This is a genomic window from Marinospirillum sp., from assembly GCF_035271045.1.
Lineage (GTDB): Bacteria > Pseudomonadota > Gammaproteobacteria > Pseudomonadales > Halomonadaceae > Marinospirillum.
The window spans coordinates 50105-64203 of the sequence record NZ_DATESC010000015.1 but is presented as its reverse complement, the minus strand read 5'-3'; the positions used below and the strand labels follow the sequence as shown (position 1 = coordinate 64203).

Below are 14099 nucleotides of genomic sequence, written 5' to 3'. Positions count from 1 at the left end.
TTAAATGGCCTTTGCTTGGGCAATGGCATTGCCTATGTAGTTAGCCGGTGTCAGCGCTTTAAGTTCTTGCTTGGCTTGTTCAGGAATGTCTAAGCTATCAATGAATGCAACCATGCCTTGTTGGGTAATGGTTTTGCCGCGCGTTAATTCTTTTAGCTTTTCATAAGGTTTCTCAATTTGGTAGCGACGCATCACAGTTTGAATGGGTTCAGCTAATACTTCCCATGCAGCATTTAAGTCAGCCGCTAAACGCTCAGGATTGGTTTCTAGCTTAGAAATACCTTTTAAACTGGCTTGGTAAGCAATTTGGCTGTGCCCCATACCTACACCTAAATTTCTAAGCACGGTGGAATCGGTTAAATCACGCTGCCAACGAGAAATCGGCAACTTAACGGCTAGGTGGTTAAAAATTGCGTTAGCAAGACCCAAGTTACCTTCTGAATTTTCAAAGTCGATAGGGTTAACCTTGTGCGGCATGGTCGAAGAACCAATTTCGCCTTCGACGGTTTTTTGCTTGAAATAACCCAAAGAAATATAACCCCAAATATCGCGGTCAAAGTCGATCAAAATGGTATTAAAACGCGCAATGGCATCAAATAGTTCGGCAATGTAGTCATGGGGTTCAATTTGCGTGGTGTAGGGATTCCAAACTAACCCTAAGTTTTCAACAAAAACTTGTGCATTGGCTTGCCAATCCAATGTTGGGTAAGCGCTTAAATGCGCGTTGTAATTGCCCACTGCACCATTAATTTTACCTAGTAGTTCAACCGCTTTTACCTGCTTAATTTGGCGCTCTAAACGGTAGACCACGTTAGCCATTTCTTTACCAACCGTGCTGGGGCTGGCGGTTTGACCGTGGGTGCGCGACAACAAAGGCACTTCCGCATTTTTATGAGCCAAGTTACGAATCGCATCGGCCACCTGCTGCATTTCTGGCAATAAAACTTTGTTTAAACCACCTTTTAGCATTAAACCGTGCGACAGGTTATTAATGTCTTCACTGGTGCAAGCAAAGTGTACAAATTCACTGACGGCTGCTAATTCTGGCAACACCTCAATGCGGTCTTTAATAAAGTATTCCACGGCTTTTACATCGTGGTTAGTCACGCGTTCGTGCGTTTTAACGGCTTTTGCATCGGCAACAGAAAAGTTTGCGACCAAGTCATTTAGTAATTGATTCGCTTGTGCAGAAAACGCGGGTACTTCTTTAATTTCTGCGTGTTCAGCTAAGCGTTGCAACCAGCGCACTTCCACTTCAACACGCGCACGAATTAAACCAAATTCAGAAAAATGTTCACGCAAAGGGGCTGTTCTACTACCATAGCGTCCATCAACGGGTGAAAGTGCGGTCAGTGAAGAGAGTGTAGAAAGTTGTTCAAGCGACATAATAATTTCCAAAAATTAAAGTAAAGGTAAAAGAAAAAGGTGTTGTGAGGATTAAAAACCGAGTGAGTCTAAGTCTTGCAGCACTTTTTTACGCGAAAATAACAACTTCCAACGCTTACCACCCGATTGTGACCAAAGCATGGCTGAACGTATACCTGCGAGCAGTAAAGCACGAATTTTATCGGCATTACCGGATTGCTGCAAAATAGTGGGATTACCTTGTACCTGTATCCGAAATGAAAGTGTGCTAAGTGTATCTTGGTAAATGCTGGCTAAAGCCGCTAATACATTTTCATGCGTTGCATTAAAGTGCATGGCTTGTAATTTAACCGCCGCTAAGCGCTGCCCTATGGCGGTTAACATGGCAGGATTTTTAGCTAATTTGGTATTTAAGACTAAAATACCCATCGCATAGCGCAGCACGCTAGCATTAACGCTAGCGTCTTTTAGTAAGACTTTACGCAGTGTTGTTGCGCCAGTGCGGAGGTTAAAAAAATCACCACCATAAATATCGGCAGTGGTTTCAGGATCAGTCACTAAAATAGACGCAATGCTAGTTTCAAAATTGTGCTGGTCAAGCATACCGCGCGTTGCCAAGTCATGCACCAAGTGGGCGGCTTGAAAAACACCTGCTAAGGCTAGTGTTTGGCGTTGACTGTAATCTAAGTTATTCATACAAAGACTCATTTAAAAATGTAGACTCAATCACGCCACCACCTAAACAAACATCGCCCAAGTAAAAAACCATCGACTGCCCTGGGGTTACGGCACGTTGTGGCTTATCGAAAACCACTTGGCAGCGCCCGTCCACTAAAACTTTTACTTGGCAATCTTGGTCAGCTTGGCGGTAACGCACTTTACCTGTGCATTTAAAATCAGACGCTGGTGGCTCACCGGCTACCCAATCGGGTAACGAACAAATAAGCCCATCCGTAAACAGAAGTGGATGATCTTCACCTTGCACAACGGTTAATTTATTATTCGTTAAGTTTTTAGCCGCCACAAACCAAGGCGCTTCTGGATAACCTTTAACGCCACCTATGCCTAAACCTTGGCGCTGACCTAGGGTGTAATACATTAAGCCTGCGTGTTGCCCAATTAATTCACCTTTATCAGTGATTAAATCACCGGGTTGGGCAGGCAAGTATTGTTTTAAAAAGTCGGTAAAGCGACGTTCACCAATAAAACAAATACCGGTAGAATCTTTCTTTTTGGCGGTAATTAAATCATGTTCTTCGGCCAAGCGGCGCACTTCAGGTTTTTCTAGTTCGCCAACTGGAAATAGCGTTAAGCCTAATTCTTTATGCCCAACGGCGTGTAAGAAATAACTTTGATCTTTATTGTTATCTAAACCGCGTAATAATTGTGTTTTGCCCTGTTTATCTTCACCACGCCTTACATAATGCCCCGTAGCAATATAATCCGCGCCCAATACACGGGCATAATCTAAAAAGGCTTTAAATTTAATTTCGCGGTTACATAAAATATCAGGATTAGGCGTGCGACCTGCTTTATATTCGGCTAGAAAGTGCTCGAAAACATTATCCCAATATTCAGCAGCAAAATTAGCGGCGTGTAGTTGAATGCCCAGCTTGTCACAAACGGCTTGAGCATCGGCATAATCTTCTTTAGCGGTGCAATACTCAGTGTTGTCATCTTCTTCCCAATTTTTCATAAACAGGCCTTCTACCTGATACCCTTGCTGCAATAGCAACAGGGCTGAAACTGAAGAATCAACGCCACCCGACATACCAACAATAACCCGAATAGATGCCACTAAAGACTCCGCTGTAATAAATAATCGTGGGAAATGATTATACATGACAAGCGCAGTCTTTTTTAAGTGAATTGCTAAGCTAGGCTAGCGGAAGTCTTGAATTAACGCTAAGGGGTAAGCGTTACCTGCCAAAAAGTCATCAATGCAAGGCCTTACCATTGGGCTGCGAAAACGCCCAGCGGCTTCGGCTGCATCCAGTTCTTGTAACGTTAACCAATGGGCTGTAATAATGCCGTCATCTAAGGTTGCATCGGGCAAAGCGTTAATCGGTCGGGCAATAAAACAGTGGCGATGGTAAGTCACGCCATTGGGCGCAAGGTTAATGTATAAGCCCAGATAAGCTTCAATTTCAACTAGCCAGCCGGTTTCTTCAAGCGTTTCGCGCACCGCTGCTTCAATAAGGCTTTCATTCACTTCAAGGTGGCCAGCCGGTTGATTAAGCACAGGCGTTTTGGTGGCAGAAAGCTTATCGTATTCTTCGACCAACAAAAATTTACCCGCCTGATGTACCAGTGTTGCAACGGTGCAATGTGGTGTCCAGCGTTCCATTAGTGTTCCTTTTTTACACCTTTTTTACGAGGCTTTAACACTACTTTGTGTTGTTTGGTGGGTAGATGAACTTGGGTTTTTTTAATTTGGGTCGGGCGCATATGCTCTAATGTCCAATTACCAATCGACCAGCGTACTAGGCGCAAGGTTGGAAAGCCAACATGAGCAGTCATGCGGCGTACTTGGCGATTACGGCCTTCTAATAGCGTGATTTCGACCCAGCTTGTTCCTAAACCAACGCGTGGATTAACAGGTTCTGCACGCGGTAATAGCTTAGGTTCTTTCATTAACCTTGCTCGTGCTGGACGCGTTTTACCATCGTTTAATTCGACACCATCACTTAATGCTTTTAAGGCTTCTTCAGTAATTTGCCCTTCTACTTGTACCCAGTAGGTTTTAGGGAGTTTAAATTCAGGGTGCGTAATACGCGCTTGTAATTCGCCATCATCCGTTAGCAGCAAAAGACCTTCTGAGTCATAATCTAAGCGCCCAGCAGGATAAATGTTTTCGGTTTTGATAAAGTCAGCCAAGGTATTACGGCCTTTATCGTCAGTAAACTGCGATAGTACCTGCCAAGGTTTGTAAAACAGATAGAGGTCACTCATTAAGGTCTCGATGCAAGTGTAAAAGGTTTAACTACAGTATTTTAATGGCTGTATTTTAGCCTTTAGGCGAGACAAGTAGTAGCAGCAACTGGTCATGCTAAGCAGTTTATTTGCCTAGATAGCTTGTGATTTTACTCAATAACCCCTATTTCTAATAAAAAGCGCATTTAGTTAGCAAGTTTAGTTAGGGGATTAAGCAAGAGGGTTAGATTTTGAATGATGATGGGCAAGACGGTGCATTGGCTGGCGATTTAGCAACAGCAACAGCAAAACCTAAGCTTAAACAACCGCCCAAGTATACAGTTGTTATGCTTAATGATGACTTTACGCCAATGGAATTTGTAGTAGAAGTGCTGATGGTTTTCTTTTATATGGATACTGAGAAAGCAGAGCAAATCATGATGGATGTACACCTAAAAGGTAAAGCCGTTTGCGGTATATTTACCCGAGACATAGCAGAAACAAAAGCAGCATTAGTGATGGATTGTGCACGTGAAAACGAACATCCATTAATGTGCAATGTTGAGGTAGCAGGATAAAGTATTATTAATAATTAGGTTGTAACTAAAGAAGCTGGTAACTAAAGCAGGTTGTAACGGAAATAGGTTATAACGGATTTCTAGTCAGGTAAGTGAGGGTAGGCGCATGCTGAGCAAAGATCTTGAACAGACACTGAATGAGGCGTTCACCCTAGCAAGGCGACAGCGCCATGAATTTATGACCGTAGAACATTTATTGTTGTCTTTATTAGACAACAGTTCAGCGGCAGAGGTATTAAAAGCGTGCGGTGTTGATTTAGGTGATCTACGTAAAGAATTGCATAATTTTATTGATGCCACTACACCTGTGATTCCTGATGACACTATAGAGCGAGAAACTCAGCCAACGTTGGGTTTTCAGCGCGTGCTGCAACGGGCCGTTTTTCATGTTCAGTCATCAGGTAAAAGTGAAGTAATGGGGGCTAACGTATTGGTTGCTATTTTTAGTGAGCAAGAAAGCCAAGCCGTTTATTTTCTAAAGCAGCAAGACATTGCTAGGGTTGATGTTGTTAACTTTATTTCCCACGGTGTTTCTAAAGTTGAAGATGACTCAAGCACTTTAGAAAGTAGCTTTGGTCAAGAGTCAGCAGAAGCCGAGGCGATGAATAGTAATCATCCGCTGCACAGTTTTGCGACTAACTTAAATGCTCAAGCTGAAGCTGGAAAAATTGATCCGCTGATTGGCCGTGAATATGAAATTGAGCGGGTGGTGCAGGTTTTAGCCAGACGGCGCAAAAATAACCCATTATTGGTCGGTGAAGCGGGTGTGGGTAAAACCGCTGTTGCTGAAGGTTTAGCCAAGCGTATTGTCGATGGTGAAGTGCCTGATGTGATTGCTGATGCCATTGTTTATTCACTGGATTTAGGTGCTTTGTTGGCCGGTACTAAATACCGTGGTGATTTTGAAAAGCGCTTAAAAGCTTTGTTGAATGAGTTGAAAAAAGAGCCTCGTTCCATTTTATTTATTGATGAAATTCATACCATTATTGGTGCTGGCGCTGCTTCTGGTGGGGTGATGGATGCTTCTAACCTGCTTAAACCCATGCTCTCGAATGGTGATCTACGCTGCATTGGTTCAACGACCTTCCAAGAATTTCGTGGGATTTTTGAAAAAGACCGTGCTTTGGCACGTCGCTTCCAAAAAATTGATGTGCTTGAACCCAGTGTTGAGGACACCATTGCCATTTTAAAAGGTTTGAAAAGCCGTTTTGAAGATCACCATAAACTGCGCTATGACGATCACGCGCTAGAAACAGCCGCACGCTTAGCCGAGCGCTACATTAATGATCGCTTTTTACCTGATAAAGCCATTGATGTGGTTGATGAAGCGGGTGCTTATCAGCAGTTATTGCCAGAAGATAAACGCGTTAAAGTCATTGGTGTACCTGAAATTGAAGCCATCGTTGCTAAAATTGCCCGTATTCCGCCTAAAACCGTTTCTAGCAACGATAAAGAAGTGCTGCGTAATGTTGAACGCGATTTAAAAATGCTGGTGTTTGGGCAAGATGAAAGTATAGACGCTTTAGCCAATGCCATTAAATTGTCGCGTGCAGGTTTAAAATCACCTGAAAAACCCATTGGTAGCTTCTTGTTTGCAGGGCCTACCGGTGTGGGTAAAACCGAAGTGACTAAGCAGTTAGCGCGAACTTTAGGAATCGAGCTAGTACGTTTTGATATGTCGGAATACATGGAAAGGCACACGGTTTCGCGCTTAATTGGTGCGCCGCCAGGTTATGTTGGTTTTGATCAGGGTGGCTTGTTAACCGAGGCAATTACTAAGAATCCACATTGCGTGTTGTTGCTGGATGAAATTGAAAAAGCGCACCCAGAAGTCTTTAATCTGCTGTTACAGGTTATGGATCATGGCTCGTTAACCGACAATAACGGACGTAAAGCCGATTTTCGTAATGTGATTTTGGTGATGACGACGAATGCTGGTGCAGAAATTACCAGTCGCCGCTCGATTGGCTTCCAAAACCAAGACCATGCCACCGATGGTATGGAAGCCATTCGCAAGTTGTTTACACCAGAATTTCGTAACCGCTTAGACACGATTATTCAGTTCAAGTCACTAGATATTGAAGTGATTAAAAATGTTGTGGATAAGTTTTTGGTCGAGCTACAAGCACAGCTGGACGATAAGCGTGTGGTGCTAGACGTTGATAAAAAAGCGCGTACTTGGCTAGCAGAAGAAGGTTATGACGAAGCAATGGGCGCTAGACCTATGGCGCGTTTAATTCAAGAGCAGATTAAAAAGCCAATGGCTGAGGCGATTTTGTTTGGTGAGTTATCGCACCAAGGCGGTACGGTTTATATTACCGCTAACAAAAAAGGCTTACAGTTGACGTTTGAAGCCGCGATTGCTGAAGAATCAAATATTGAAACAACAGAAAAAGACGCTGTTTAAGCGTCTAATGTACTTAACAGCAAAAGGAATTGCTTGTTAAGTAAAAGCTTATTTACTAACGGACTTGTTGCTTATTTTTAAACCGGCTTTTGAGCCGGTTAGTAAAAATTAGCGAGCGCGGTAAGTAATACGGCCTTTAGTCAGGTCGTAAGGTGATAGCTCAACTTTAACCTTATCGCCAGTAAGAATACGGATGTAATTTTTACGCATCTTGCCAGAAATGTGGGCAGTCAAAACGTGACCGTTTTCTAGTTCTACACGGAACATGGTATTAGGTAAAGTGTCGATAATAACACCTTCCATTTCAATATGATCTTCTTTTGCCATTCGGCATAAACCTCTATTTATTTGAAAAAACCGCGTGCATTTTGCCTCATTTTTTCAAAAAGAGCAAAAACAAAGCGGATAAGTGGAATAATAGTAACTAATTTAGTTTTCGTTGAAGGGCTGCCACATTTGTTGATGACGTATTTCTAGTGGCTGATAGTCTTGCTTATAGTTCATTTTTCGACAAGCTTTAATCCAATAACCTAGATAAAGATAGGGTAATTGCATTTCAGCTGCTTGCTTTAGCTGCCAGAGTATAGCAAAAACACCCAAGCTGCGGTTTTTTTCTTGCGGATCAAAAAAAGTATAAATGGCTGATAAGCCATCTTGTAGTTTATCAATGGCCGCAACCGCCACTAATTTACCACTAGCATCACGAAACTCAACTAAGTTAGACCCACTTTGATCCACCAGTAAGAAACTACAGAACTGCTCTTTAGTGGCTGGGTGCATATCTCCATCGGCATGGCGGCTGTTTAAATAACGTTCATAAAGTTGATAGTGTTCTTCGTTAAAATCCGTAGACACTACTGTCGAACTTAAATCTTGATTGCGTTTAAAAGTCCTACGTTGTTGGCGTGAAGGCTGAAAATCAGCCACCTTAACTCTAACCGATTTACAGGCATCACAGGCGTTGCATTGAGGACGATACAGATGCTGACCGCTGCGCCGAAAACCGGCCTGTGTTAGCACATCATAAATTTCTGCCGTTACTTTTTGATCTGGATCTAAAAATAGCGTAACGGCTTCTTGGTTATCCAAATAACTGCAAGCATGAGGCTGCGTCTGGTAAAACCGCAGTGCAACGGCTTGCGAGTTAAGTGTGCTCATTTGCCAATACCCCTTTAAACGTTGACCTTAAAAATAAATGTTAGCAGCGGTTGCTTCAGCCAAAGTGTGTAAAAAAAGTTCACGGCTAATTTGTGCAGCGCCTAGGCTGGCTAAATGATCGCTATAAACTTGGCAGTCAATCAAGCTAAAACCCTGCTGCTGTAAATGTTGGCTTAACTTTACTAAAGCGATTTTAGAGGCATCGCTTACTTTACTAAACATGGATTCACCAAAAAAAATACCACCCAAAGCTAAACCATACAGTCCGCCAACAAGCTGTTTATCTTGCCAAACTTCCACCGAATGGGCGTAGCCTTGTTGGTGTAATTGGTTGTAGGCTGTTTGAATGTCGGCGCTAATCCAAGTACCTGTTGTGGCTTGGCGTGAAATAGCACACTGGTTAATGACTTGTGCAAAGCAGGTATCAAAACTTATTTGGAATTCTTCACGTTTTAAGCGTTTATTTAAACTGCGACTTATTTTAATGTCGGTTGGATAAAGTACCATGCGTGGTGCAGGTGACCACCAAAGGGGTGGTTCGTCTTCATTAAACCAAGGGAAAATTCCCTGCTCATAAGCCAGTAATAGACGTTCAGGTGACAAGTCACCGCCAAAAGCCAGTAGTCCATTAGGTTCTTTTAAGGCTAAGTTAGGCGAAGGAAACCAAAGTGTTTTATCAAGTTGCCAAATTTCAAGCATGAATGATCCTGCTACCTATTAGTTGTTATATAATAAAAAATCCATTAAGAAAAATACGATCATAAGACTTTATCTCACTTAGCAACAAGCCGTAGGTTTTTTTAATCATGCCCCAGCTTTTCATTAAATTAATAAAAGCGCTGCACGAAGTCAGTGTTCTATTGTTACTTTTGGTGGCTTTACTGCTGTTGCTGGTGCTGTTTAGCTTTCATTCAGCTGATTCGGGTTGGAATGGTGTAAGTCTGCCGATTGCCAATAATCTAATGGGATTAGCGGGCTCTTGGTTAGCTGATTTTCTTTTCTCCTTGGCAGGTGTTGCTGCTTGGTTGTTCGTTATCATACTTATTTACCTTGCGGTACAAATTTTTTATAAGCCTTGGCAAAAAGCTAATTGGAATCCTTTTATTCCTTCCATTCGTTGCTTAGGTTTTGTGTTGTTAATGGTTGGCACAACCGCTCTTTCCTCTGGTCATTCTTTTGCACCAGAACTTCCTTATGGTGCGGGGGGTATTTTGGGTGAAAGTTTAGCCGCTTTAGTTAGACCTTTATTTAGCCCTTTGGGTGTAGCTTTATTTTTTTTCGGTCATGTTTTATTAGGACTGTCTTTAATTAGCGGCTGGTCTTGGTTAACAATAATGGATGAGGTAGGTTACTTTTTAATACAGCAATCAAAAAAAATAACTGATTATTGGGTGCATTTTAGTTTATCTAACCCGCCTGAAATAACACCAGTAGAATCGAGTTTAACTAATACCACTGAATTAACTGACAACTATTCACCTGTTGACTTTATCAGTAACAAGCAAACAGAGGATCAGTTGTATGCCGCTGCTTTGGCATTTATTTTTGAAAGCCGTCGGGCTTCTGTTTCTGTTTTACAAAGGCATTTTGAGTTAGATTACGACACAGCCGCTGGCTTAATTGACCGTATGGAAAAAAAAGGTTTAATTTCGCCACTTCAATCTAATGGGCAACGTCAATTGCTAAGTTTTTTGTCGTCTAAACCATCCAGTCACTAAAAGGGCTTTCTTATGCTTCAAAAAATGTTTAAAAAAATAAGTCTAGCGTTAATGCTGCTGCTGTTAATGATGTTAAGTGGGCATCTTTTTGCTGAAAAGTCCGATGCTGCTGAAAAATTACAAGGCTATCTACAAGCAATGCAAACGCTGGAAGGCCATTTTAAACAGCTAACGATTGATGCGCGTGGGCAACGCCTGCAAGAGGCACAAGGCTCTATGCGCTTAGCAAAACCAGGGCGTTTTTATTGGAGCACCGAACAACCCTTCCCACAGGTTTTAGTTTCTAATGGCACAACTTTATGGGTTTATGATCCTGATTTAGAGCAAGTCACCATTCAAACCCTAGATGAACGTTCAACTCAAAGCCCAGCCATTATTTTGTCGGGTGAAGCGAGTGATTTAACCAAGCATTTTTCTATTAATGCAACTGAAACAGGAAAGCGAGTGGTGTTTGATTTAATACCCCTACAGCAAGACAGCCTGTTTGAAGAGCTTAGCTTAGACTTTGTCGAAGGACGTATTAGCGCCCTACAGCTAACCGATAGCCTAGGTCAAAAAACCCGTGTTGATTTAACCATTACGCAGTTTAACCAGCCGCTTGATAACCAAATATTTGAATTTGAAGTACCGCCTCATGTGGATGTGATTCAGGAATAGTCATGCTAGACGATTTGTTTGCAGATAAGCCTAATCTTGCTTGGCAACCGCTAGCTGCAAGAATGCGCCCACGTAAACTTGATGACTACCTAGGTCAAGAGCACCTGTTAGGCAAAGACAAATCACTACGCCAAGCCTTAGAAGCCGGTCAGTTGCATTCGATGATTTTATGGGGGCCACCTGGGGTTGGCAAAACTACCTTAGCTCGCTTGTTGGCGGAACTGGCTGGCTTAAGTTTTACTAGCCTTTCAGCAGTCATGAGCGGTGTAAAAGAAATTCGAGAAGCAGTAAACGAAGCACAAGAAAAACGCCGTTTTAGCAATAAGCCCACACTGCTTTTTGTGGATGAAGTACACCGCTTTAATAAGTCGCAGCAAGATGCATTTTTACCTTTTATAGAAGACGGTACGTTCATCTTTATAGGCGCTACCACTGAAAACCCTTCGTTTGAATTAAATTCAGCGCTTTTATCCCGTGCCAGAGTTTATGTGTTAAAGCCCATTTCTGCAGAAGTGCTAGAAGGCTTGTTAAGCAAGGCACTAACTGATTCTGAGTATGGGCTAGGGGCACAACAGCTAAGCGTTACTGAAGACAGCCTACAGCTGTTGGCCGCTGCTGCCGATGGGGATGCACGTCGAGCACTGAATTTTTTAGAAATAGCCGCTGACTTAGCCAAAGAAGGCGTAATAAGCGCTGCTACGGTTGCCGAAGTAGTACAAGAAAGTCTGAGACGTTTTGATAAAGGTGGTGAGCAGTTTTACGACCAAATTTCAGCCTTGCATAAATCGGTTAGGGGTTCATCACCCGATGCGACGCTTTATTGGTTTTGCCGTATGCTCGATGGCGGTTGCGACCCACTCTATATCGCCCGCCGTGTGGTTCGCATGGCCAGTGAAGATATCGGCAATGCTGACCCAAGAGGCGTGCAATTGGCTTTAAATGCATGGGATGTGCAAACCCGTTTAGGCAGTCCAGAAGGTGAATTAGCCATCGCCCATGCGCTGGTTTATTTGGCGGTAGCGCCCAAGTCGAATGCCGTTTACAAGGCTTATAATGCCGCTATGAAAACTGTTAAAAGCACGCCTAGTTATGAAGTGCCTTTACACCTAAGAAATGCACCCACTAATTTAATGTCTGACTTGGGCTATGGTCAAGAGTACCGTTATGCGCACGATGAACCGCAAGGCTATGCCGCTGGTGAAGTTTATTTGCCCCAGCAGCTAGAAGACAGCAGCTTTTATCAGCCTGTAGAAAGAGGGCTAGAAATAAAAATTGCAGAGAAAATGCGTTATTTAAGGCAGTTAGATGACCAAGCCAAAAATTAACCTAAAACGCCCAGCTAGTAATTTCTAACCAAGCACCCAAACCTAACCAGCCTGCTAACTCTTGCCCACCAATTAACAACACTAAACAGCCAATCACTAGATGCGGGCCAAAGGGTAAAGCCTGCCCTTGCCATTTAGCATTTAGCTTTAAAACTAACGCCACTAACAAACCTGATATAGAAGCCAGCATAACTACGGGTACTAAAGCGGGTGCGCCTAACCAAGCACCGATAGCGGCAAGCAGTTTAAAATCGCCATAACCCATGCCTTCACGCCCAGTTAATAGCTTAAAGACCCAGAACAAACTCCATAAGGATAAATAACCCAACAAAGCGCCTAAAAAGGCTTGGTCAAACATTTGGCTAGAAGAAAAGACCCAATGCCAAGTTAGTCCCGCCCAAACTAAGGGAAGGGTAATTTTATCGGGTAATAATTGGGTTTGTGCGTCTATCACTGCTAAGGCTAAAAGGCTTAAAGCAAAACCTAAATAAACTAAACTGCTTAAATTAGCGCCAAAGCGCCAAGCAATTAATAAAGCCAAACTACCACCGGCCAGTTCCACCAGTGGGTATTGCAGCGAGATTTTCTGTTTGCACTTAACACAGCAGCCTTGCTGAATTAACCAACTAACTAAAGGCAAGTTGTGTCTCCAGCTTAAAGGGGTTTTACACTTAGGGCAGTGGGACGAAGGCCAGCTAAGTGAGATTTCTGGCAAATTTGTTTCGCCCCATTCACGGCGTAAAATTAAGGGTAAACGGTAAATAACCACGTTAATAAAACTTGCCAGCACCAAGCCCAGCAGAGTTATAAACAGCAACCAAAGCTCGGTCGGCCACAAGCTCAAGCTTTGCTTTATAGAATCTAGGTTCATAAAATACTACCCATTTGAAAAATGGGTAGGTACATGGCAATTACCAAACCGCCAACAATGATTCCTAGTAACACAATCACCAAGGGTTCTAATAGACTGGTCATGCTTTCCACCAAATTATTCACTTCTTCTTCATAAAAATCAGCCACTTTAGATAGCATCGTGTCTAATGCGCCAGATTCTTCACCAATAGCCACCATTTGGTTAACCATAGTTGGAAATAGTTGTCCATTACGCATAGCAAAATTTAATGGTTGACCGATAGAAACGTCTTTGCGTATTTGTTGTACATGGCGATTATAAATAACATTGCCGGTTGATTTGCCTGCTGCTTCTAAAGCATCCACTAAAGTGACACCTGCCATAAAAGACGTTGCCAGTGTGCGTGCAAAACGTGCTACCGAGGATTTATGCAGCAGTTGACCCATAATCGGTAAGCGCAGCGCCCAGCGGTTTAAGCGTAAGTTAACGCTAGGGTAGCGCCTTTTTAGCATTGAAATACTATAAATTAAAGCCATCATGCCGCCTAATACTAGATGCCCCCATGCCTGCATAAAGCGCGACATATTGACGACTAGCTGGGTAAAAGCAGGTAAATCGGCACCAAAACCAGCAAACATTTTTTCAAATTCTGGAACGACCTTAATCAGCAGTAAAGCCGAAACACCCAAGCCAATGAGTAGCACAAAAACAGGGTAATACAGGGCTTTTTTAATTTTGTTTTTTAACGATTCCATGCGTTCTTTATAAAGTGCAACGCGTTCTAACATGGTGTCTAGTGTGCCAGAATTTTCACCCGCTTCAACTAAGCTACAAAACAGTGCATCAAATACTTTAGGGTGTTTACGCAGCGCTTGAGCGACTGGCATACCGGCTGTAATTTGGTCACGTAAATGCATTAATAAAGAGCGCATACTGGGTTTAGTTTGCCCTTCAATGGCTATTGAAAAAGCTTGTACCATTGGTACACCCGCTTTAATCATGGTGGCGAGTTGGCGTGAAAAGATCGCTATATCGCGGGTAACAATTTTATTGCCCAAGGTTAAGTTAAATACATGAGTTTTATGCGGTTTTTTAGTCATTTTAGTCAGTCCTTTGTTCTTTATT

15 protein-coding genes are annotated in these 14099 nt (G+C 42.7%); 5 read left to right on the top strand and 10 right to left on the bottom strand.

The window, feature by feature from the left end:
- The 5 genes from purB to VJY63_RS05835 are packed head-to-tail and all read right to left on the bottom strand — an operon-like array spanning position 1 to position 4317.
- Positions 1 to 1386 carry an adenylosuccinate lyase gene (gene purB, locus VJY63_RS05855; RefSeq protein WP_324048962.1) on the bottom strand — a complete coding sequence of 462 codons (1386 nt, stop codon included), beginning with the start codon at positions 1384 to 1386 and terminating at the stop codon, positions 1 to 3.
- Positions 1387 to 1437: 51 nt separating this feature from the next.
- Positions 1438 to 2061, bottom strand: a complete 624-nt coding sequence (hflD, locus tag VJY63_RS05850; protein WP_324048960.1) for a high frequency lysogenization protein HflD — start codon at positions 2059 to 2061, stop codon at positions 1438 to 1440.
- Positions 2054 to 3208 (bottom strand): tRNA 2-thiouridine(34) synthase MnmA, encoded by a 1155-nt coding sequence (gene mnmA, locus VJY63_RS05845; RefSeq protein WP_324048958.1) that lies wholly within the window; start codon positions 3206 to 3208, stop codon positions 2054 to 2056. The genes hflD and mnmA overlap by 8 nt, the downstream gene beginning before the upstream one ends.
- A gap of 39 nt (positions 3209 to 3247) precedes the next feature.
- Positions 3248 to 3712 carry an NUDIX hydrolase gene (locus VJY63_RS05840; protein ID WP_324048956.1) on the bottom strand — a complete coding sequence of 155 codons (465 nt, stop codon included), beginning with the start codon at positions 3710 to 3712 and terminating at the stop codon, positions 3248 to 3250.
- Complete coding sequence (locus tag VJY63_RS05835) at positions 3712 to 4317, bottom strand: pseudouridine synthase (RefSeq protein ID WP_324048954.1); 606 nt, start codon at positions 4315 to 4317, stop codon at positions 3712 to 3714. The genes VJY63_RS05840 and VJY63_RS05835 overlap by 1 nt, the downstream gene beginning before the upstream one ends.
- Before the next feature lie 212 nt (positions 4318 to 4529).
- Here VJY63_RS05835 and clpS point away from each other — a divergent pair, with 212 nt between their 5' ends.
- Together clpS and clpA are read left to right on the top strand one after the other, a co-directional pair.
- Entirely contained in the window at positions 4530 to 4856 is a 327-nt protein-coding gene (clpS, locus tag VJY63_RS05830) for an ATP-dependent Clp protease adapter ClpS (RefSeq protein WP_324048952.1), read from the top strand.
- A 106-nt stretch (positions 4857 to 4962) separates the two neighbouring features.
- Positions 4963 to 7263: an ATP-dependent Clp protease ATP-binding subunit ClpA gene (gene clpA, locus VJY63_RS05825; RefSeq protein ID WP_324048950.1), complete on the top strand. Its 2301-nt coding sequence runs from the start codon at positions 4963 to 4965 to the stop codon at positions 7261 to 7263.
- A 108-nt stretch (positions 7264 to 7371) separates the two neighbouring features.
- On the opposite strand, the gene infA is transcribed toward clpA, so the two are convergent.
- From infA to aat, 3 genes are all read right to left on the bottom strand, one after another.
- Entirely contained in the window at positions 7372 to 7590 is a 219-nt protein-coding gene (gene infA / locus VJY63_RS05820) for a translation initiation factor IF-1 (protein WP_027849523.1), read from the bottom strand.
- Between the two features lie 102 nt (positions 7591 to 7692).
- Entirely contained in the window at positions 7693 to 8421 is a 729-nt protein-coding gene (locus VJY63_RS05815; protein WP_324048948.1) for an arginyltransferase, read from the bottom strand.
- 27 nt (positions 8422 to 8448) lie between these two features.
- On the bottom strand, positions 8449 to 9120 hold the full coding sequence (gene aat, locus VJY63_RS05810) for a leucyl/phenylalanyl-tRNA--protein transferase (RefSeq protein ID WP_324048946.1): 672 nt from the start codon (positions 9118 to 9120) through the stop codon (positions 8449 to 8451).
- A gap of 107 nt (positions 9121 to 9227) precedes the next feature.
- Here aat and VJY63_RS05805 point away from each other — a divergent pair, with 107 nt between their 5' ends.
- The 3 genes from VJY63_RS05805 to VJY63_RS05795 are packed head-to-tail and all read left to right on the top strand — an operon-like array spanning position 9228 to position 12121.
- Positions 9228 to 10139 carry a DNA translocase FtsK 4TM domain-containing protein gene (locus tag VJY63_RS05805; protein WP_324048944.1) on the top strand — a complete coding sequence of 304 codons (912 nt, stop codon included), beginning with the start codon at positions 9228 to 9230 and terminating at the stop codon, positions 10137 to 10139.
- A 12-nt stretch (positions 10140 to 10151) separates the two neighbouring features.
- Positions 10152 to 10796 (top strand): outer membrane lipoprotein chaperone LolA, encoded by a 645-nt coding sequence (gene lolA / locus VJY63_RS05800; protein WP_324048942.1) that lies wholly within the window; start codon positions 10152 to 10154, stop codon positions 10794 to 10796.
- Between the two features lie 2 nt (positions 10797 to 10798).
- Positions 10799 to 12121 carry a replication-associated recombination protein A gene (locus VJY63_RS05795; RefSeq protein WP_324048940.1) on the top strand — a complete coding sequence of 441 codons (1323 nt, stop codon included), beginning with the start codon at positions 10799 to 10801 and terminating at the stop codon, positions 12119 to 12121.
- Between the two features lies 1 nt (position 12122).
- Here VJY63_RS05795 and VJY63_RS05790 read toward each other — a convergent pair whose 3' ends face one another.
- Both VJY63_RS05790 and VJY63_RS05785 read right to left on the bottom strand, forming a co-directional pair.
- Positions 12123 to 12992, bottom strand: coding sequence for an A24 family peptidase (locus VJY63_RS05790; protein WP_324048938.1), 870 nt, complete (start codon positions 12990 to 12992; stop codon positions 12123 to 12125).
- Positions 12989 to 14074 (bottom strand): type II secretion system F family protein, encoded by a 1086-nt coding sequence (locus tag VJY63_RS05785; protein ID WP_324048936.1) that lies wholly within the window; start codon positions 14072 to 14074, stop codon positions 12989 to 12991. Before VJY63_RS05785 ends, VJY63_RS05790 begins: the two co-directional genes overlap by 4 nt.
- Positions 14075 to 14099: the final 25 nt, after the last annotated feature.